Source organism: Vibrio sp. D173a (assembly GCF_030248475.1).
Genome location: NZ_JAHGAH010000006.1, coordinates 63451 through 84353 on the forward strand (window position 1 = coordinate 63451; position 20903 = coordinate 84353).

Consider the following 20903-nt stretch of genomic DNA (forward strand, 5'->3'; position numbering starts at 1 on the left):
TATGACGGGAAGTTCCTCACTAGAAAGGAAACTCAAACGAGAAGTCGCGTCAAGAAAAGCGGCAGAAACACTGTTAGAGCAAAAGAGCTTAGAGCTGTATGAGTCCAATCAGCAACTGAGTGTGGCATTGAAAAAACTCGAGATGAAGTCTGAGAACGACTTACGTAAATTCGAGTTTGAAGAACAAATCGATGCAACGCTGATCAAGTTTGGACGAACGTTCCTTTCTAGCACCTTTGATGAGACCATGATTGCCAGTTTCTTGGAGCAACTGACATCAAAATCGGTGGTTTCCGGTGCCTACTTATCTTTGAGCCAAGAGCATCTCTCATCTTTGCGTCGCCATCAATTTGGCCATCTCGTGCTCGCTCATGAAAATGCGATACAAACCAAGCCTCATTGGATCGAGAATCGTCTCTATTTACCGATCATTATTGACTCAGTGATCTTGGGTGAGCTGATCTTTTCTGTCGCTCTTGATCAAGTCGATCAAGAGTTCACTTCCAAACAAATGGGGTTGGTTTCCGATCTGGTGCACGGCGTCATCAGCCGACATTTGAGCTTAGAGCGAGAGGTCGAGCTGCGTAAGCGGGCAGAAGCGTCTGAAAAAGCAACCAAAGAATTTGTCGCGATGATCAACCACGAGCTCCGTACTCCGTTAAATGGAGTGTTGGGTAGTGCAGAGTTGCTGAGCAAAACCGAGCTGGGGGAGGAACAGCAACAATACCTTGGTAACTTGATTCAATCCGGTGATTTACTTCGTGTCATCATCAATGACTTGCTCGATTTCAGTAAAATGAACGCAGGTATGATGGAAATCATCGATAAAGTTTTTGCTTGGAAGGACTTAGAGAACGCATTAACCGGTGTGTTTGCAGCCAAAGCGGCGGAAAAGCGGATACATTTTTCCATCGACAAGAAGCTCGGCATACCAGAGTTTCTCATTGGCGACTTTGAACGGATCACGCAGATATTGGTGAATTTGATTGGTAATGCGATTAAGTTTACCAACTTGGGTGGGGTTGTACTGCGTGTGGAATGGCAAAATGGCTATGCAAACTTTGAAGTAGAGGATACGGGTATCGGTATCCCACTGGAGGCTCAAAAAGCCTTGTTTGACCCTTTTGTTCAAGCCGACCGTTCGACCAAGCGCAACTTTGAAGGTTCTGGTTTGGGCTTGGCTATTTGTAAGAACTTGGTGGATTTGATGGGCGGTGACATCAGTTTCGCCAGTGTGCCCCGTCAAGGCACCATTTTTAAACTTAAGATTCCTCTCAAACAAGGGGAGGCTCAGGGGAGGGGTTCTGGTGATGTGTCTGACGGTAAGCATATTGAGCTTGCAGGACGTTCTGTGCTGGTGGTGGATGACATTCGTATGAACCAAGTGATCGTCACCCAAATGCTCAAGAAGCTCGATATCAAGCCAGATCTGAAAAACAACGGCCTAGAAGCGGTCGACGCAGTTAAAGCAAATGAGTACGAACTGATATTTATGGACTGCCGGATGCCAGAGGTGGACGGCTATGAAGCGACGGTGCATTTGCGAGAAATTGGGTTTACCAAGCCGATCATTGCGCTAACCGCCGGGACAACTCTGGAAGAGAGACAAAAGTGCATTGAATCAGGAATGAATGACATACTCACCAAGCCTTATACCGCTGCGGATATTGAACAGATTATGTGTAAATGGCTCGATGAATGAGGCGCAAGTCTGCTTGATCAGCTACAAACAGTGATCAGCAAAAAACGATCATCAAAAAATAATGATTAACAAAAACGGCTCTGTCATTACTGCAGAGCCGTTTTTCTATATGCTGAAAAGCGATATAAGTTACTTCAGTGCTGGTAAGATCTTAGATAGCTTATCCAACGTCTCTTGATACTCTGCTGCACAATCACTGTCTGCTACAACGCCGCCGCCAGCCCAAGCGTAGAGCTTGTTATCTTCCGCAACCAGAGTACGAATCGTGATACTGGTATCCATGCGACCATGGCGTGAGATATATCCAATACTGCCACAATAAGCGCTACGACGATGCGGCTCGAGCTCTTCAATTATTTGCATCGCACGTACCTTTGGCGCACCAGTAATTGAGCCGCCCGGGAAGCAAGCTCGTAGCAAGTCTGCGGCGCTGTACTGGGTATCCAGATCTGCGCGAATGGTGCTAACGAGGTGATGAACCGCTGGGAAGCTCTCGATATCAAACAGCTTCGGTACATGAACGCTGCCCGGTGAAGCGACGCGGCCAATATCGTTACGCAGCAAGTCGACGATCATTAAGTTCTCGGCTTGGTCTTTCTCTGCGGTTTGCAGATCGTGCGCATTGGCTTGGTCAAGCTCAGCATTTTGGCTACGTGGACGTGTGCCTTTGATTGGCTTGGTTTCAATGACGTTGTCTTTAAGCTCCAAAAAGCGCTCTGGTGACACACTTACGATTGCCGAATGAGGCATACGAATAAACGCAGAGAAAGGGGCTTGGTTAGCCGCTTCTAGTTTTGTGTAAGCTTGCCACTCGCTTCCTTGATAAGAAGCATTAAAGCGCTGCGCTAAGTTGATTTGGTAACAGTCACCACTCAACAAATATTCTTGAACGCGATCAAAACGCGAAGCGTAAGAGTCTTGCGTCATATTCGATCGCCAATCGCCAATCAGCTTGAAGTCTTCACCATCTGCTGGAGATTGTGAATTAAGCCATTGCCAAGCTTGCTCAATGTTTTGGCCTACCATACACGCTTTCTTCAACTTGTGATCGATCACTAATGCCCATTCATATAACCCAACAGCCATGTCGGGCGTTTGAAGGTCTTTGGTCGCCAGTTCTGGCATGGACTCTACGCGGCGCCCTAAATCGTAACTAAAATAGCCCAGCGCGCCGCCGACAAACGGCAGGTCCCACTCTGAGTCCAACTCAAGGTTTGGCAAAAGCTGTTGTTGAAGTTCGTCCAATAGCAAGAACGGATCTTGTTGGGAAAGGTATTGTTGCGATTCTGTTTTAATGCGCGTATCGCCAGCGACGGTCTCCAGCGTTGCGATTGGATTGGCGACCAGCACATCAAAGCGGCTGTCGATATGCGTATTGGAAGCCGAACGCAAAAGCATCGCCCAAGGTTGGCTCTCGATACGAGAAAATAGAGTAATAGCGAGGTCGTTGGCGTATTCCAATGCCTTAAAATCAAGCAATTGCGTATCCATGTTGTTCATTTGTTTAAATTGTGACAAAGAGTTCGTTCACTGCATGGCATGTCATGGGCAGCAAGAGTATCATATTCGCCTGTATAGCCAAACTACCTCTATACAAAGGCTTGGAGGTGGTTTTACTATAGAAGAAGGCGACTTCAGTTACTCGTGTGTCGATATCAGCCGTTCGACAATTTGTTCACATAAAACGAAGCTCATCTATGAGCAATAAGCTCAACAAACACGATAGAAGCCAAGCCGATAATGGAAGCAAAGCATAACAATAATGAGGCATGCAATGACGGTAATACGCACGCAGGATGTCATCAGCAGTGTTGCTGATGCGCTACAGTATATTTCTTACTACCACCCGCTAGACTTTGTTCAAGCCCTTGAAAAAGCCTACCATCGTGAAGAGAGCCAAGCTGCGAAAGACGCTATCGCTCAGATCCTAATTAACTCCCGTATGTCGGCAGAAGGCCATCGACCGATTTGTCAGGACACAGGTATCGTGACTTGTTTCGTCAATATCGGTATGGGCGTTCAATGGGACTCAACCGACATGACGGTTCAACAGATGGTGGATGAAGGCGTTAGACAAGCTTACACGAATCCGGACAACCCATTGCGTGCCTCGGTTCTGATGGACCCTGCGGGCAAGCGAATCAATACCAAAGACAACACGCCAGCGGTTGTACATATCAATATGGTGCCAGGCGATAAAGTTGAAATTCAAATCGCGGCGAAAGGCGGCGGCTCTGAAAACAAAACCAAGATGGTGATGCTAAACCCATCTGACGACATTGCAGAATGGGTAGAGAAAACCCTACCAGCAATGGGCGCAGGCTGGTGTCCACCGGGCATGCTTGGCATTGGTATAGGCGGTACCGCTGAAAAAGCTGCGGTTTTGGCAAAAGAATCTCTGATGGGGCACGTTGACATTCAAGAACTGATCGATCGTGGTCCTCAAAATGCGGAAGAAGAGCTTCGTCTTGATATCTTCAACCGTGTAAACAAGCTGGGTATTGGTGCGCAAGGCCTAGGTGGTTTAACAACAGTTGTTGACGTAAAAATCAAAACCGCGCCAACCCATGCCGCGGCTAAGCCTGTGTGCTTGATTCCGAACTGTGCAGCGACTCGTCACGTGCATTTCACACTAGATGGCAACGGTCCTGCTGAGCTAACGCCACCGAAGCTAGAAGATTGGCCAGATATTACTTGGGAAGCGGGCGAGAACACACGTCGCGTGAACTTAGATACCGTGACCAAAGAAGAAGTTCAAGAGTGGAAAACCGGTGAAACGGTTCTGCTGTCGGGCAAAATTCTAACTGGTCGTGATGCTGCGCATAAACGCATTCAAGGCATGCTAGAAGCGGGTGAAGGTTTACCTGCTGGCGTTGATTTCAAGGGTAAGTTCATTTATTACGTTGGCCCGGTTGATGCCGTCGGTGATGAGGCCGTAGGTCCTGCAGGTCCAACAACCTCAACACGTATGGATAAGTTCACAGACATGATGTTAGAAGAAACAGGCATTATGGGCATGATCGGTAAAGCAGAGCGCGGTCCTGCAACAGTTGAATCTATCAAGAACCACAAAGCGGTTTACTTAATGGCAGTTGGCGGCGCGGCGTACCTCGTTGCAAAAGCGATTAAGAAAGCTCGCGTGGTGGCATTCGAAGACCTAGGCATGGAAGCAATCTACGAGTTTGAAGTTGAAGATATGCCAGTAACGGTTGCTGTGGATTCAAATGGCGCGAACGCTCACCAAATTGGTCCAGATACTTGGCAAGTAAAAATCCAAGAAATGGAAGCGTAAGCTGCTGCCCTGTCAGGTTACAGTGTTTCGTCACTAGGCTTACTATGAGCTTTGCATTATTGAACATAAGGCGAACGTCTCAATTGAGAGAATGTGACAAAGTGCTGATTTACCTAGCAAACATTTGACAAAAGTGCAGCGAAAGCTGCACTTTTTGTCTATATATTCAGATATAAACTAATAGGCATAGCAAATCTCGTTGTTATGCTGACCATAATTAGGAGACGGCATGCCTCGTTTTATTCAAATTCTACAAATAGTTCTTGCTGTTGTGATTGGTAGCTTTGTTGGCTACGACTTGATTCTTCACGGCATCAGTATCTTCGATGAAAAATACGTCACCATCACTTGTGTATTATGGCTGATCCTAGAAATCGCCTTGTTCGTGATCTACAAGTTGATTGAAGACGATTAGACTGGACAGAAAGTCGTTAAGATCTCTAAGCCTCTGAAATTCTCAGGGGCTTTTTCGTTTTTGGAAAAAGGTTTTGCAGTGAATACTTTGTTCATCTTTGATTAAGGTTGGTAAAATTACACTGCGTAGCAAGAATTGATGAGATAAATAAAAAGTATGAAAAGAATAACGCAAGAAGTGAATGACTTTATCAGCCGTGGCATGGACTCCAACGTTCGTATTGCCGTAACGGGGTTATCGCGTGCAGGTAAGACTGCTTTCATTACTTCTCTGGTTAATCAATTACTGCATACCGCCACTCATGACAACTTGCCGCTACTCAATGCCGCTCGAGACAAACGCTTAATTGGCGCCAAACGTGAGCCGCAAACCAACATGATGGTACCGCGTTTTGCCTATGATGATGCGATGAGCCAAATTCATGCTATGCCACCACAATGGCCAGTACCGACGCGCGACGTAAGTGAGATTCGACTTGCGCTGAAATACAAGCCGAACAAAACCACCAAAAAGTTGTTGAGTAAAACTTCCGTGTTGAATGTCGACATCATCGACTATCCGGGTGAGTGGCTATTGGATCTGCCTTTGCTCGATACGGATTTCGCGACGTGGTCACAGACCCAATTTGACGCGTTAAAAGGGCAGCGTAGTGAGCTTGCTGCCGACTGGCTGGCAGAGCTAGATGCATTGGATTTAGCTGCGGAATTGAATGAAAAGCAGCTAGAAAAAGTCGCTAAAAGTTACACTGACTATTTGCATGCATGCAAAGACAGCGGTTTACATTGGGTTCAGCCGGGTCGTTTCGTCTTGCCGGGTGAGCTTGAAGGTGCGCCAGTATTGCAGTTCTTCCCGTGTCGATTTGACGCAGATACGAAGCCAGTTAAAGGTAGTAACTTAGCAATGCTTGAAGCGCGTTATCACGAATATCAGCAGAAGGTGGTTAAGGCGTTCTACAAGCATCACTTTGCTACCTTTGACCGCCAAATCGTGTTGGTAGATTGCTTACAACCGCTAAATGCCGGTGATGAAGCCTTTTACGATATGCGCCAAGCGCTTGAACAAATCATGCACAGCTTCCGATATGGTAGAAGCAGCTTTTTGCGTCGCTTGTTCTCACCAAAAATCGACAGAGTATTGTTCGCTGCGACAAAAGCCGACCACGTGACACCGGATCAACATCCGCATTTGATCTCCTTACTTCAACAAATGGTGCATCCAGCATGGCAGACCGCGGCGTATGAGAATATTGAAATGAGCTGCATGAGCATTGCTTCGATTCAAGCGACGACTTCGGGTTTTATTGCGTCGGGAGATAAAAGCGTGCCCGCACTCAAAGGGACGACGCTCGATGGCGAGTCGATGACAATGTTCCCCGGTGAAGTGCCGAAGAAGTTACCTAATGCGGCCTATTGGCAAAATAGTGGCTTTGATTTTACTTCTTTCCGTCCAATGCCTTCAGAAACGGATGAGCCAATGAAACACATTCGCCTCGACAAAGCATTGGAATACCTATTGGGAGACAAATTGAAATGAGCGAACTAAAACAAAAACAAGTCTTCAAAGAAAAAGTGATGCACAGTGAGGAAGAGGACGTATCCCCAGAGTTGAATGCGCAGAAGACGTTCTCTGAAAAAGAGACCTTCATACCCGTTGAGATTGAAGAGCAACAGAAAGAGACAGAGCAAGAGTTGCAGCTCGAACAAGTCATTCGCCCCAAATCTGGTCGCAAATGGCTGACAACGGGTCTCTTTGCCACCTTCGCTGGTTTAGTTGTCTGGCAAGCGGTTGATTCTGTGATTACCGCTATACAAACTGCTGATTGGCTAGCGCTTGGTTGGGTTGGCTTTATCACTACCATCGCTTCTTTTGGTTTAGGCGCGTTAGGCAAAGAGTTATGGAAGCTGCGCAAACTGCGTAATCACTTTAGTGTGCAAGAAGAGAGTGAAGCGCTTATCGATAGCCAAAGCGTCGGCAAGGGCAAAGCATTTTGTGAAAAAGTCGCGGAGCAAAGTGGTGTACTGGCAGAGAACCCAGGTTTTGATCGTTGGAAAAACAGCGTAAACCCAGCTCACAGTGACGCTGAAATTCTAGAGATGTACGATTCCATGGTCGTTAGCCAGCAAGATAAGCTCGCAACCAAAATTGTTTCGCAGCACGCTACCGAATCCGCAGCTTTGGTAGCCGTTAGCCCGTTGGCAGCCGCTGACATGTTGCTAGTGGCACGGCGTAACTTCAAAATGATCGACAATCTTTCTAAAGTATATGGCGTGGAGCTTGGCTACGCTTCTCGAATTAAACTGCTCCGCTCTGTGTTCGTGAATATGGCGGCAGCGGGTGCGAGTGAGCTCGCTATTGATGCCAGCATGGATTTGATGTCGATGGATATCGCCGGAAAAATCTCCGCACGAGCAGGGCAGGGACTCGGTGTAGGGATCTTAACCGCTCGTCTTGGTCTAAAATCCATGGCGTTGCTTCGTCCTTTACCTTGGTATCCAGAGCGTCAAGTGAAACTCGGTGCGATTCGCAAAGAGGTTGTGGCGAAAGTTGCATCAATCACGATGAAACCGTAACCAATATCACCTTTGACGGTGAGGATTGCTTGACGCCATTCCAAGCTTGGGAGAAACTACTGTCAACTTTTCCTGACAGTTGTGAATTGGGATATTTTCAGTGCGTCTTGAAGTCTTTTGTGAAGATAGACTCGGTCTTACCCGAGAACTGCTCGATATTTTAGCGTCTAAAAGCATCGACTTACGTGGTATCGAAATTGATATCAGTGGCATCATTTACCTAAACTGCCCAGATATCGATTTTGATACCTTCAGTGAGTTGATGGCTGAGATCCGCCGTATTCCGGGGGTCAAAGACGTACGTAAAATCCAATTTATGCCAATGGAGCGCCATAATACAGAGCTGCTTTCTTTGGTGGATAATCTTCCTGATCCTGTGTTTGCTATCGACCTTAAAGGTGCGGTCGATATGGCGAACATGGCGGCACTGTCTCTGCTTGGTCAGCACAAACAAGATGTGATCGGTACGCAAATTGGTATGTTGTTGCCGAGCGTGCGCTTCTCTCGTTGGTCTGAAGGCGTTAATGCACGCACTCGCGAAAGCCTAGTGATTGATGGCTTGGACTACATCCTTGAGTTGATGCCGGTATACATCAAAGACGAAGCACAAAACTCCACTTTAGCCAGCACGCTGATGACGATTCGTTCTAGCCAACATGGTGCGCAAATCGAAGAGATCTTGCCGCTCAACAACCAGTTAGGCTTTGAGCACTTTGTTGGATTATCCAACCGCCACAAAGCGTTAATGAATCAAGCGAAGAAATTGTCCGTTCTCGATCAACCGTTATTGATTGAAGGTGAAACAGGTACTGGTAAAGAGATGTTGGCCAAAGCTTGTCATAGTCGTTCTGGCCGTGCGAGCAAGCCGTTCCTTGTATTGAGCTGTGCTTCCATGCCGGATGATGTGGCTGAAACCGAATTGTTTGGTCATGCGCCAGGTTCGTTTAATCATGAACAAGGTCACAAAGGCATTTTTGAACAAGCCAACGGCGGTACGGTTTTCCTTGATGAAATCGGTGAGATGAGTTCGCATCTGCAAATCAAGCTGCTGCGCTTCTTACAGGACGGTAATTTCCGTCGCGTGGGCGCGGAAGATGAAATGCACGTTGATGTTCGTATTATCGCTTCGACTAAACATAACTTGGCAGAGCTTGCTGAAGCCGGCAAGTTCCGTGAAGACTTATATTATCGCCTAAATGTTCTAACCTTAAATATTCCGCCTCTGCGTAAGCGCTCGAACGATATCGCACCGCTACTAGACTTATTCGTCATGAAGCACGCACAGCAGCTTGGTATCGATAAGCCAGAGTTAGATGAAGAGCTAGTGGATGCCTTAGCGAACTACCAATGGCCGGGTAACATGCGTCAGTTAGACAACATGGTTCTGCGTGCGTTGACCGAGATGGATGGACATGTCCTCAAGGCCGATAACTTCAACTTACCTCAGCCACAAGCTATGGGCGGTGGTAGCGCGACATTGAACCTTGATGGCTCGCTTGATGAGATCATGCGTGATTACGAATCGCAGATTTTAGAGCGTTTGTATCAATCATTCCCATCAAGCCGTAAGCTCGCTAAGCGTTTGAATGTGTCTCATACGTCTATTGCAAACAAATTGCGCGATTATGGTATTCGTAAAAGTTAGGACATTCGTCGTAAAGTTAAGGTCTCCGTACAAACGGACTATCCGTAAATGAATCCGAAATTAAATGGACGTTGTTATTTATAATGGAAGATAAGAGTTCCTCAATCGCCGTTCACAAGTTGGACGGCGACTTGCTTCTACGTACTGCGGAAATTGGCGATGCCGATATGATCGCAGAGTATTTTCAGACGAATCGAGCGTACTTGGCACCATTCGAGCCAAAACGAGAAGAGGCGTTCTACACCGTCAATGGTTGGTTGCAAAAACTGATTAAGTTAAATGAACTTCACCGCCTAGGGCTTGGTTACTATTGCCTACTTGTTCATGCCGAATCTGGTAAAATGCTTGGCACGCTCTCTTTCAGTAATCTGAGTCGTTTTCCGTTCTATGCCTGCAATGTTGGTTACTCCCTTGCAGAAGACGCGCAGGGCAATGGCTATATGCGCCGCGCGTTAAAAATGGCCTGTGATTACATGTTTGATGTGCAAAAGATACACCGTATTCAGGCGGGCTATATGCCACATAATAAGCGTAGTGAGGCGGTGCTACAACATGCCGGGTTTGAAAGAGAAGGATATGCAAAGGATTATTTGTTGATCGACGGTGAATGGCGAGACCACGTGCTGACATCGTTGACTAACCCAAACTGGACCGCAGAGGCTCGATAAATGGAAAGATTGGAAAAGCAGTTAGCACTTCTTATTGAACTGGACCAACTGAAAAGCGTACTTCGTCGTACTCGGGTAAAGAGTGCAGATCGACGCTTAGAGAATAGTGGCGAGCACAGTTGGCACGTTGCATTGATGGCGGTATTGATGCAAGAACATGCAAATGCACCCATCGATATTGCTCGAGTTATGAAAATGCTGCTTATCCATGATGTCGTAGAGATCGACGCAGGCGATACCTTTGTTTATGATGTCGCAGCTTCAAAAGAGCAAGAAGAAAAAGAATTAAAAGCCGCAGAGCGTTTGTTTGGTATGTTGCCGAGCGATCAAGGTGATGAACTGTTTGCTCTGTGGAAAGAGTTTGAGGCGGCACAAAGTGATGATGCGAAGTACGCTAAAGCGTTAGATCGCCTTATCCCGATGCTACTCAACTACCATAACGATGGTCAAAGTTGGAAAGAACATGGTGTCACGCGAGAACAAGCGTTAACCATCAATAAAAGAATTGAATTTGGTTCTGTCACTCTATGGGACAAAGCCAAAGAACTGATTGAAGAAGCCACCGAGAAAGGTTGGCTGAAGTCGTAAGAAAGGAGACTGAATGTCTTATTTGCCTTTGGACGAATACCAAAGAAAATGGATTTTTACTCACCAGTCAATGCCAATGCCAGAGGATGAGCTCGAGTTTATCAAGCCGATGAGCCAAGCCCGTGCTGCGCAGTTCTGGAAAGAGAATATTAGTGCCCAAAGTCCGGATATGGACCGTTTGAGCTCGTCAGACTGGCCGATGAAAGAGTCGAACTGGTCCGAAGAAGTCGATTGGATGGCGGCTTGGGAAGCCGATGAACCTGAGCTACCGGAAGAGGTCGCAGCGTTTATTGATTGGCAAGACGATGTGACGGTGTACTTCTGTTATGAGAAGTACAACGTGATCGAGACAAAGTGGTCTACCTTCAAGAAACACTGGAAGAACTTCCTGTTCTATGACGATGGGCCAATTCTAATCGGTCGACGTCGCGCTCAAGCACTTTGGTTTGATTCTAAAGGTAACGTCAAACTGGGCGAGCGTCACTAAGATGTTATATTGTTAAAGCCACCGAGTTACGTCTAATAACTCGGTGGCTTTTGTGTCTCTATAGGTTTGATAAGGGACTCAATACACCTCCAGCACCGCGTTCGATCACGTGGGTGTAGATCTGAGTCGTTTTTACATCTACTCTATAAATTATTGATTTGATTAGTGGTTATCATGCCTAGACCGAAGTGGGGCGCTGGTGGGGCAATTCAGAATTATTTATGGTTATATGGGTTAAAGTTTGCGTGTGAATATTTGAGCACTAATTGTAGTAACTCATACTCGATACTGTCCACTGGCGAGTCACGACTGGTTCTTACTGTAAATAGCTGGTATTACAACTCACAATTCGACAAAAAGCATTGAATCGTCTGTGCAGAGGAGACGTTAATGCAGTAAATCACGATTAAAGGCCATTACGTACTTCACCGCCTCTCTCAGTACAAGTTCATTAAAGTTGATAGATAGGTCTGCATCGGTCAATACAACGATTAGAAGTATGTCATCACACACCAAGTCGTTATTTAAATGCCAATCGATTTCTGCGGAATCGGTTCGCATCAAGGCTTGACCCATCATATCAAAAAGATCGTCTAAACATTTGTCACAATCCAGTTTTGCTCGTTGGATTTGGGCTAGAAGGAAGGCCTTTGTATTCATAACACTAGGGTAATGATTTCTGAACATCAGTAAGCATTAGATTCGGCTGACATATTGCTACCTTTCACAAACTTCTGGCTAGCCAAGGCAGGTCAGAGTGCAGGATATGAAGGTTTTGGACAAAAGTAAGTTAGGGTTGAAGCTCTAACTCGTTCCGTGAACATTAGAAAAAGTATCTTGAGTCCTAAACGCTTCTTAGGCTTTTATTCAAATAGTTCACTAAACTTCTCTGAACTCCAGACTGAAACAACTGGCGAATCTGATACAACCACTTTGCTAAAACCATACTTTTCGCTTTTAGTAACGAAAGCTATTGGAGCGCTTCTATATAATAAAGCTACTCAATTACCATCGGCCGACCATTGAAAGCTAAAATCTTGCTCTACCGTCTTTGATCTGCTCCAGTCAGACTGGACACTTAACTAAGCGACATTTTGTTTTTCAAAGTTCATTGGGCTTAGGTACCCAAGAGCACTGTGCCTTCTCGTTCGATTATAATCAACCTCAATGTACTCGAAGATCGTTTGACGCATCTGCTCTCTCGTCATGATCGGTTCATATTGGATTGCTTCTACTTTCATAGAATGAAAGAAGCTCTCAACACAAGCATTATCCCAGCAATTTCCTTTCCTACTCATACTTTGCCTTAGATTATAATTACCTATGAGGTCTCGATAGTCTTTCGAACAGTACTGACTACCTCGATCGCTATGAGTAATAACCTGCTCAGGGAAACCTCGGCGAAATAAAGCTATTGATAAGGCATCGCAGACCAGTGAGGCCGTCATTCTCGTATTCATTGACCAACCAATAACTTGTCTTGAATAGAGGTTAATAATGACAGCTAAGTACAGCCAGCCTTCGCTTGTGGCAACATAGGTGATGTCTCCTGCCCATTTTTGATTTGGAGCCGTTGTGTTAAAATCTTGAGCGAGCAAGTTCGGAGCAACGGGCATTTTATGTTTACTGTCTGTTGTACACTTAAACTTGCGTGCTGCTTTCGCTACTAAATCCTGACGTTTCATACTGGCGGCAATGGTCTTAACATTATGGTTATCACCGCTCTCTGCCAGTTCTTTCTGAATACGTCTTGAGCCATCTCGTTCTTTGCTAACGTCAAAGGCTTCTTTTACTTTGATATCAAGCTTTTGGCGCTCTGTCTCACGTTGAATCGCCTTGTGGCGATTCTCAACCCAATAATAAAACCCACTTCGAAAAATCTGAACACCTTAGCCATACGGGAAATACTGAAACTCAGCAGGTGTTCGAGCATAAATTCATAGCAATTTACTTTAGATTTTTCGCGAAGTAGGTGGCGGCCTTTTTTACGATTTCTAGCTCTTCTGCTTGCTCTGCCAACTGCCTCTTTAGCTTAGCTACTTCAACGGCCAATTCTTGTTCTCGTTGGCTAATATTAGAATTCTTCTTTGTGGCTTTTCGCCAACCGTAGATCTGAGATTCATGTAATGAGAGCTGTCTTGCGGCTGCAGCGACTCCCACTTTCTCCGCCAGCTTCAGGGTTTCTGCTTTAAATTCAGGAGAATGGATAATACGTTTCTTCTTGCTTGTCATGGTTCACCTCATTAGTGATTGTACTCACTTAACTCAGTGTCCAAAACTGCTGGTGCGGATCACTATTCCTTCCTTTTGATTTAAGTACCCGTTTTAGAGCTTATGTCGCTCCATTTTATATTTCGTTACCAGCAGTTACGAGTCGTACTACCAGTTCTGTTTCCTACGTTACTTTGAGTTTGATATGTTTTTAGCAGCAGGGCCATATACTAGCACCTAGTACAAGCTATTACTAAAACAACAACCAAAACACAACCCATCTTCCAGATTACGTCTCTAGGATAACCAAACACATAAAATATACCCATTATCCCAAGCGCCCGATTGTATTGCTCCCTGCTGGGTGGTTTGTAACGAGAATTAGGTATGCGGCTACGCTATGTAATGAATGTAGATGATCAGATCGTAGGTTCATGACTTCACTCCGCCGACTTACGCAGAAAACAAAGTATTCATTAAAAACCTCTAAAACAATTTAAACCTCCATATAAATGTAAAAAAACGGAATTATCAGTTACATAAACGTGTGATTATCAATGACTATATTAACAAAATAGCAACTTAGCAGTGTACTTTAAAGCCCAATATACCTAGTATCTTGCTTGTTTTTAGTCAAAGTGAAACTTACAAATGACAGCGATCAAACAAGTAAAAAAGCAGGAAAGCAGCTTTGGCAATAAAGAGTTTTACCAAGGAAGTATTATTGAGAGTATCGAGTCTTTCCCTAAAAAGTCATTGCTCAAAGAAACGTTTGATGACCTAGTGGATGACCCATACTTGCAAGCAAAAACTATCTTTAGGCAACGAAGATACTCAACCTGTACCTTTAGAAATAGTACCCTTCACTGGGTAGATACCCCCTTTATTTTCTATCAAACAAAAAGCCTCAATACCTATGCAGGGGGCATAGAAAGGGCTTTTAGTTGTATTGATCCCCAAGCAAAAGCCTTTTGTGAACAAGTGGTTATTCCACTTTTAATGCAGCACTTGCCTACCGATGATGCAGAAATTGGCGTTCATCAAATTCGTATAATAGCAGATGACGACTGCATAGGCCTTCCGGCACCAGAGGGGCCGCACCAAGATGGATTTGACTATATCTGTACGCTGTGTATCAACAAGCACAATGTTGCTGGCGGGAATTCAATAGTACTCCATCAGGGAGATATTATTGTCAACAGCCAACTTGAAGTTGGCGATCTACTAATTATAGATGATAGACATTTTCATCACTATGCTTCCCCAATAGTACCTCTTCTCCCAGGAAAGGCATTTAGAGACATGTTCATATTCACGATCAATCGAGAGAGGAATTAACGTGAGACAACTGATCTTATTAGCACCGCCCAAAATACTATTGCAACATTCAATAGAGTGTTGGGAACAAAGTATTGGCAATAAAGCAATTATCTATTCTTGCGCCAGTCAAGAAGAAGCTCTGAAGCATCATTTTGGCTCTAATTTTGAACTCTGTTTGTACGAGAAATTTAACGACAACCCATTGGTTGAATTAGATGTTTACAAACGAGCAATGTTGCTCACAGACCCTATAATCGCCGCTTTGGCAGAAATTGATCTCGAAAGAGTTGCACGTATAAACGACAAGCTTGAAGTTACACAGGGTTCCTCTCAGCGTATGCGTTTTTTCAGGGATAAATATGAGATGAAATCGCTTGCTAAAGAAAAAGGCGCTCGAATTCCTGTCATGTCACGTGTGCGCAACTCGACAGAGCTTACCTGCTTTGTTGAACAATGTGGCTACCCTGTTGTTGTAAAGCCGTGTGATGGTCGTGGTTCCAATGGCGTTGAAGTTCTACGAAATGAAGCGCAACTTAGAGCATATCTATTGAAAGCGGAAACTACTACATTCTTCAATTTAATGGTCGAAGAGTTTGTCCAAGGTGATCACTATCAGATCAATGGGTTAATCATCAACGGTGAGCCAGTAGTAATTTCAGCGAGTAAAGCCTTAGTGTCTTGTTTGGACTTTCTTTCCGGAACCGTATTTGGTTTACAGATGGTAGATCCAGCGTCATCAATGGCAAAAAAAATTAGAGCTTACACTGAGTGGCTCATTTTAGAAGCTTTGCCGTCGGAAAACACTTTCTTATTTCACTTAGAAATATTTATAACAGAGGATGGTGAAATCATTCTTGGTGAGATTGCGCAGCGCCTTGGAGGGTGTTTTGTTAATGAAGAGCTTAAAGCTGCGTGGGGAATCGACTTAAGGATGTCTTACCTAGCTGCTTTAAGAGATCCTAAGGCAACTATTCCCACCATCAATAAGCATGATAACTTAGTCGGTCAGTTACTCGTACCTCCACAAGAAGGTACCTTGCTAGTAGCACCAAAGGCGTGTGACTTGGAGTATGTTTTAAATTACAAGTTCACAGGCTCTTTTTTACATAAGTATACGGGGATGTCATTCACTAATGCCGAAATTATGAGTGCTATTGTGAAAGGAAATACGGAAGCCGAAGTAAGATCCCATTTGTCAGCGTTGAATCAGTGGTTCCAGAGTCAATCCCAATGGAAGACCGAAAAACCTCATATAACGGATAATAAGGTAAACATATTATGAAACTAGCTATCATAGGGGTTGGTTATACGGGGACATCTCTTTTTTCAATGCTAGAATCTATGTTCAAATCACAGAAAACTCAGATTAAAATAGATTTATATGATAAAGCTTGTCAAGCAGGAACAGGATTGGCGTATCAAAAGGATGTTGACTCTAATATCTTGAATAGACCAGCGAAAGCCATGTACATGAATGACAAACAGGACTTTCTCCGTTGGATTATGTCTTCTAACCCTGAGCTAGTTGAAGTCTCTCCAGATTCATTCTTGAAACGGTCACTTTTTGGAGATTTTCTCAAAGAGAAGCTTATTGAGGTAACAAAACGGTATCGCCACCTAGGTTGCCAAGTCTCTAAAATCTATCATCAAGTGGAAGATATTTGTCAGATTGATGATAGATGGCGTGTGATCACAGAAAGCACGACTGACATTTATGACGCGGTTTTTCTTTGTACCGGAACCAGCGTTGAATCAGATCCGTACCAGCTTACAGGGACGAAAAGTTATTTTTCGAATCCTTACCCTATTCACAGATTAAATTCCTTAGCAGGCCGAGTGGGGATACTGGGATGTCGGTTGACGGCATATGACGTGGCGATGGGCCTCAATTATTCCAAGGTATCTCATGCTAAAATGCTGTCACGCGTATCTGATAGACCAAGACCGATAAACCGATATTATGACATCGAGCTTAAATACCTGTCGTCAGTAGGGGTTGAGGCATTCATCCAATCTAGGGATACTGTTACTCTTGAAGCAGTATTAAATCTGATTAACAAAGAATTACGTTATCAGGGGATCACTTCAACCATATCTCAACTGGCTACCACTAAGATGCTGGAAAATGGGGACTTAGTCACTAGTGTGCTTGCTGCCGCCAACTACTCGTTATCTTTGTTGTGGCAAAACCTTTCCGACAGATCAAAAAGTCGCTTATTCAACACTTTCCAAAGTAGCTGGGCTAATATGCGAGTGCCGATATCGATACAGAATTATCATGCTATCGAACAGTTGATTGAAAGAGGCAAGGTATCACATAGCAAAAACGTCACTAATATTTCTTTTAGTAATGGGGAGTATTGTGTGGAGATTGGCGATGAAAAGCTATTATTCGATCACATCATCAACGCCACTGGTATACGGCGTGCACTGGATAGAAGTAATCCGGCTCTTGATAGCCTAATTATTCGAGAACTAGCAACAGAAAACCAATACGGGGGGATCCGCGTCTGTCCATTAACTTGTTCAGTCCTTTCTAAGTCTGGAAATACTCAGCCAGGGCTTTATGCTCTCGGACAAATTACTTGTGGTGATTTTTACATGGCCAACAACATTGATGTAATAAACAACCAGATAGCGACGTTATTATCTTCGTTTAAGTTAATGAGTAGGGAAACGAAAGCATGTATTTAGCCATAGTTATTGCTTTTTTCAGCTCTGTGGCATTGACCTTTATTGGGGTACCACTTGGTGCGATGCTTGGCTCATTGATAGCGTTGTTAATCGCAGGAAAGCTAGGGATAGTGTTGGCGCTTCCTAAAAGTACACTAACTTCAGTGCAGTTGATTCTTGGGGCTGCAGTAGGTTCGATGGTTCCAATGCAAACGCTGAGCAGCGGCTTTCCCTTATCACTGTTGACTGGACTGGTATTGTGCATGATATGTCAAGTTCTCATTTCCTATTTTTGGCTCAATAAACGGGAGAATTGGTCGAAATATGAAAGTCTACTCGGTTCTGTACCGGGAGCGATGGCCGCAGTTCTTGTTATCAATGAGAATCACAACAAACCGTCTAATAAGGTAATTTTTACGCACACGGTCCGACTTGTATTCTTAGTGATAGCTTCCGCCCTGTTGGTATCTACAGATAATCCACCAGTACCAGGAGGAGCGCTCTCAACCAATAGTACTTGGATATTAATCCCATTAGCTTTAGCGTACTTATCAGGTGTGTTTCTTGAGAAGATTGGTACTCCGGCACCTTATATGGTCACGGGTATGATCATGACCATTGTAACAAATGTAGCGATTCCGTCAGGAAACTTTAGCGTCCCAGCAGAGCTTGTGTTTATCGCGACTTCAGCACTCGGAGCATTGATTGGGATTCGATTGAAAGATATTTCTGGAACACAAATACTCTCATACGCTCGAGCCGGGGTGATTGCTACAACATTAAGTCTTATAGTTACGGTAATTTTTGCCTATGTGTTTAGTCTGCTAATTGATAGAGAGTTTATTTTGCTATTGATGTCATGGGTGCCTGGCAGCGTGGAGTCGATGACAGTCGCCGCCATTTACTTAGGGCTTGAGCCTGCCTTAATCATGCTTAGCCATATTATCCGCATGATTATTCTTCATTCGATACCAGTTTGTTTTAAAACATATAATTACCTTCGCAGAAGATACGTTGGTGATATGGCTTCGTAAATATCTAGATTAAATGGTTCTTTACAGATTCACGGGAACTAAAAAAACGGTTGTTAGTGGTAAGGTTACATCGACAAGCTCAATCTTTCACAAACTACCGTTTTCATGCCGAGCGAATCTCCAACGTTAAGTTTTAATCATTTTTAACCAACGGCCTCAGTGATAACCACCGCCACACCCGCCACAAAAGATAGCGTCTCTTCTCCTCTTTGCTGAGTCTAGTAGCATTGACTCTACTGACTAATAACCCTTTTTAGTCAGTATGGATGGTTCCTATTTTGACCCGGTTACTTTCTCAGATTTTACCCATTTCATTTCTTTTGTTTCGTGTATCCCACTAAACCTTGCTCCTTGCTTACTAAAGCTCTTTTCACGTTTTTTAACATTTTACTAGTATTAGTAAAGGTATGTTGAACGTTGCTTTAGCAAACTGAAAAGGCCGATAGTTGCACCTCATAAAGGGGCAAAAGTAAGTTTGCTAACAGCTAACATTACCACTATCGGATTTATATCAGCAGGAAGAACACTGCTTCTATGTTCAGTGTTACATTTTAGGATGGTTAACTAGAGTTAATCACTTTGGAGGTAAATTTCTGGCAACTCGCAATCGAGTCGTTCTGCTTGGCACATTGAAATGCACATCATAATTCGAATGGCCTTATTTATTCGAAGCCATAATCCCATTTAGGTATTCGATCTGTTCATGTGAGTGTGACTTCATGAATCTGCCGTAAACGCGCTCCAACATCATCGTGCTCTTGTGTCCCATCTGTTCAGCAATAAAAGAGAGGTTTGCCCCTTTGGTGATCAACCAACAAGCGTAAGTGTGTCGAGATTGATATGAGCAGCGATGGCGAATGCCTGCTCGTTTAAGTGCGCGTGACCATAGTCGATTGTATGTTGTCGTTTTATAGGTCTCACTCGTTTCTTGGCCATTACGATGTTCCGGAATAAACACGAATTGAACGCTTTCCTGGCGAAACGTGTTTGAGCCTTTTACTTCCACTAAAATATCTCTAACCGGGCCAAGCATAGTTAACTTTCTTTGAGACTTAAGGGCAAGGAGAGCTGGTTCAAGTAAGTGAATAGTTCGCTCTGACTTCTTATTTTTTGGCGTTGTGAACTTTCGCTCAATCGTGACGTTGCGAGTAACCTCGATCGTACCTTTCTCAAGGTCGACGTCTTCCCATGCTAACGCACAGAGCTCACCAGTTCGCATGCCGGTGTAAATGGCTAAGGTGAATATATTCCGTTGCTGTAAGTTTGTCGTTGACTCTATTAGCTGGTGGAACTCTTCTAGCTCTAGTGGGTCCGGTTCACCAGAGCCACTTCTTAGTAGCTCAACGTGCAGAAATGGGTTGTCATCGATAAATTTTGATTTGACTGCTAAATCAAAGCATCGGCGCATAAGTTTGATCATATTATTGATCGTCTTTGCGCTTCGTGGTCTTCCATTGCGAGTAGGGGAGTCGACCATTAACTTTTGGCACTTTAGGGCATCCATAATCGTTATGTTGGAGATAGTACGTTCCTCACCAATAAATAAGCAGCATGCTCTCGCCGTATTCTTTAAGACATAGAGTGACTGTGACGCCATTGTTGTCCTCTTCAATTGAATGTAGTCATCAAACAATTCGCGAACGGTAAGGTTCTTACCTCTCTGTTCTGGTGTGGCAAAGAGCTGTGCTTTTTTTGAAGTTGGGAAACGAGATAAGTAATCAAATGTGCCTAATGAAATTTCAGAAAGTATAGAAGCGCGAAGTTGACTCGCTTTTTTGAGATTACCTTTGGTGACTTCCCAGCCTTTCAGGGTCTCTCGACAACGCATCTCGCGGTAAGTAAAACTAATACGGATAGACTTACCGCGGATCTCTACACCTTCAGGTGTGTTCATTACGCAACCCTTTCCCTTGCTGAAAACTCATCAATGGCAACACGGTCATACTTAAAGCCTTTACCACCATTACTACTCTTACCGGACGACTTTTTAAAATGAACGCCTTCAATCCAACGAAACTGACGATAGTCTTTGATCTCATTGGTGGACATGCCTGTTAAATCGGTTAAAAGGTCTTCTTTCACCCAACGGCTAGGTTCTAATTGAATCACCGTAAACGTTCTCATCGGTAAACTCCTAATATAGTTGAATTGAGAGAAGAGCAGGGCAACCACCATACTCTTCTTAATTTGGTGGTTGACGCGTTAGCTGCTGGGTTGCTCTTTTGGTAAACGCGCACCAGTTGGGCGAAGTTCCATCACACCATCAACCGCTCTATTGATCTTTTCTTGTGTCATGCC

General features: G+C 44.4%; 17 protein-coding genes and 1 pseudogene. 13 read left to right on the forward strand and 5 right to left on the reverse strand.

Features of this window, described 5'->3' with window-relative positions; all coding sequences use genetic code 11:
• Position 1 precedes the first annotated feature (1 nt).
• Positions 2-1702, forward strand: a complete 1701-nt coding sequence (locus KIV40_RS00815) for an ATP-binding protein (RefSeq protein ID WP_285347692.1) — start codon at positions 2-4, stop codon at positions 1700-1702.
• Between the two features lie 129 nt (positions 1703-1831).
• On the opposite strand, the gene pabB is transcribed toward KIV40_RS00815, so the two are convergent.
• Positions 1832-3193, reverse strand: a complete 1362-nt coding sequence (pabB, locus tag KIV40_RS00820; RefSeq protein WP_285347694.1) for an aminodeoxychorismate synthase component I — start codon at positions 3191-3193, stop codon at positions 1832-1834.
• 283 nt (positions 3194-3476) lie between these two features.
• On the opposite strand from pabB, the gene KIV40_RS00825 reads away from it, so the two are divergent.
• The 8 genes from KIV40_RS00825 to KIV40_RS00860 all read left to right on the forward strand — a co-directional run bounded on the left by KIV40_RS00825 (position 3477) and on the right by KIV40_RS00860 (position 11367).
• The gene (locus KIV40_RS00825; RefSeq protein ID WP_285347695.1) at positions 3477-4994 is read left to right on the forward strand and encodes a fumarate hydratase; all 1518 of its coding nucleotides are present in this window, start codon (positions 3477-3479) and stop codon (positions 4992-4994) included.
• Between the two features lie 229 nt (positions 4995-5223).
• On the forward strand, positions 5224-5409 hold the full coding sequence (locus KIV40_RS00830; RefSeq protein WP_005433708.1) for a hypothetical protein: 186 nt from the start codon (positions 5224-5226) through the stop codon (positions 5407-5409).
• A gap of 156 nt (positions 5410-5565) precedes the next feature.
• On the forward strand, positions 5566-6942 hold the full coding sequence (locus tag KIV40_RS00835; protein ID WP_228175130.1) for a YcjX family protein: 1377 nt from the start codon (positions 5566-5568) through the stop codon (positions 6940-6942).
• Positions 6939-7979 carry a TIGR01620 family protein gene (locus KIV40_RS00840; protein ID WP_285347696.1) on the forward strand — a complete coding sequence of 347 codons (1041 nt, stop codon included), beginning with the start codon at positions 6939-6941 and terminating at the stop codon, positions 7977-7979. Before KIV40_RS00835 ends, KIV40_RS00840 begins: the two co-directional genes overlap by 4 nt.
• A 100-nt stretch (positions 7980-8079) precedes the next feature.
• Complete coding sequence (tyrR, locus tag KIV40_RS00845; RefSeq protein WP_134977722.1) at positions 8080-9624, forward strand: transcriptional regulator TyrR; 1545 nt, start codon at positions 8080-8082, stop codon at positions 9622-9624.
• An 83-nt stretch (positions 9625-9707) separates the two neighbouring features.
• Positions 9708-10292 (forward strand): ribosomal protein S5-alanine N-acetyltransferase, encoded by a 585-nt coding sequence (rimJ, locus tag KIV40_RS00850; RefSeq protein ID WP_010649586.1) that lies wholly within the window; start codon positions 9708-9710, stop codon positions 10290-10292.
• Positions 10293-10880 (forward strand): HD domain-containing protein, encoded by a 588-nt coding sequence (locus KIV40_RS00855; protein ID WP_010649588.1) that lies wholly within the window; start codon positions 10293-10295, stop codon positions 10878-10880.
• Positions 10881-10893: 13 nt separating this feature from the next.
• Positions 10894-11367 (forward strand): DUF2947 domain-containing protein, encoded by a 474-nt coding sequence (locus KIV40_RS00860; RefSeq protein WP_010649591.1) that lies wholly within the window; start codon positions 10894-10896, stop codon positions 11365-11367.
• A 387-nt stretch (positions 11368-11754) separates the two neighbouring features.
• Here KIV40_RS00860 and KIV40_RS00865 read toward each other — a convergent pair whose 3' ends face one another.
• The gene (locus KIV40_RS00865; RefSeq protein WP_285347699.1) at positions 11755-11946 is read right to left on the reverse strand and encodes a hypothetical protein; all 192 of its coding nucleotides are present in this window, start codon (positions 11944-11946) and stop codon (positions 11755-11757) included.
• A gap of 503 nt (positions 11947-12449) precedes the next feature.
• Positions 12450-13599, reverse strand: a pseudogene (locus KIV40_RS00870) (IS3 family transposase).
• Positions 13600-14229: 630 nt separating this feature from the next.
• Between KIV40_RS00870 and KIV40_RS00875 the strand changes: the two are divergent.
• From KIV40_RS00875 to KIV40_RS00890, 4 genes are read left to right on the forward strand one after another with little or no spacing between them, the layout of a single operon-like run.
• Positions 14230-14916 carry a 2OG-Fe dioxygenase family protein gene (locus KIV40_RS00875; RefSeq protein WP_285347700.1) on the forward strand — a complete coding sequence of 229 codons (687 nt, stop codon included), beginning with the start codon at positions 14230-14232 and terminating at the stop codon, positions 14914-14916.
• A gap of 1 nt (position 14917) precedes the next feature.
• On the forward strand, positions 14918-16180 hold the full coding sequence (locus KIV40_RS00880) for an ATP-grasp domain-containing protein (RefSeq protein ID WP_285347701.1): 1263 nt from the start codon (positions 14918-14920) through the stop codon (positions 16178-16180).
• Complete coding sequence (locus KIV40_RS00885) at positions 16177-17592, forward strand: FAD/NAD(P)-binding protein (RefSeq protein WP_285347702.1); 1416 nt, start codon at positions 16177-16179, stop codon at positions 17590-17592. Before KIV40_RS00880 ends, KIV40_RS00885 begins: the two co-directional genes overlap by 4 nt.
• Positions 17583-18605 (forward strand): AbrB family transcriptional regulator, encoded by a 1023-nt coding sequence (locus KIV40_RS00890; protein WP_285347703.1) that lies wholly within the window; start codon positions 17583-17585, stop codon positions 18603-18605. The genes KIV40_RS00885 and KIV40_RS00890 overlap by 10 nt, the downstream gene beginning before the upstream one ends.
• A 658-nt stretch (positions 18606-19263) precedes the next feature.
• Here KIV40_RS00890 and KIV40_RS00895 read toward each other — a convergent pair.
• Together KIV40_RS00895 and xisR are read right to left on the reverse strand one after the other, a co-directional pair.
• Entirely contained in the window at positions 19264-20499 is a 1236-nt protein-coding gene (locus KIV40_RS00895; RefSeq protein WP_285347705.1) for a tyrosine-type recombinase/integrase, read from the reverse strand.
• Positions 20499-20729, reverse strand: coding sequence for an excisionase family protein (gene xisR, locus KIV40_RS00900; RefSeq protein ID WP_010648742.1), 231 nt, complete (start codon positions 20727-20729; stop codon positions 20499-20501). Before xisR ends, KIV40_RS00895 begins: the two co-directional genes overlap by 1 nt.
• Positions 20730-20903: the final 174 nt, after the last annotated feature.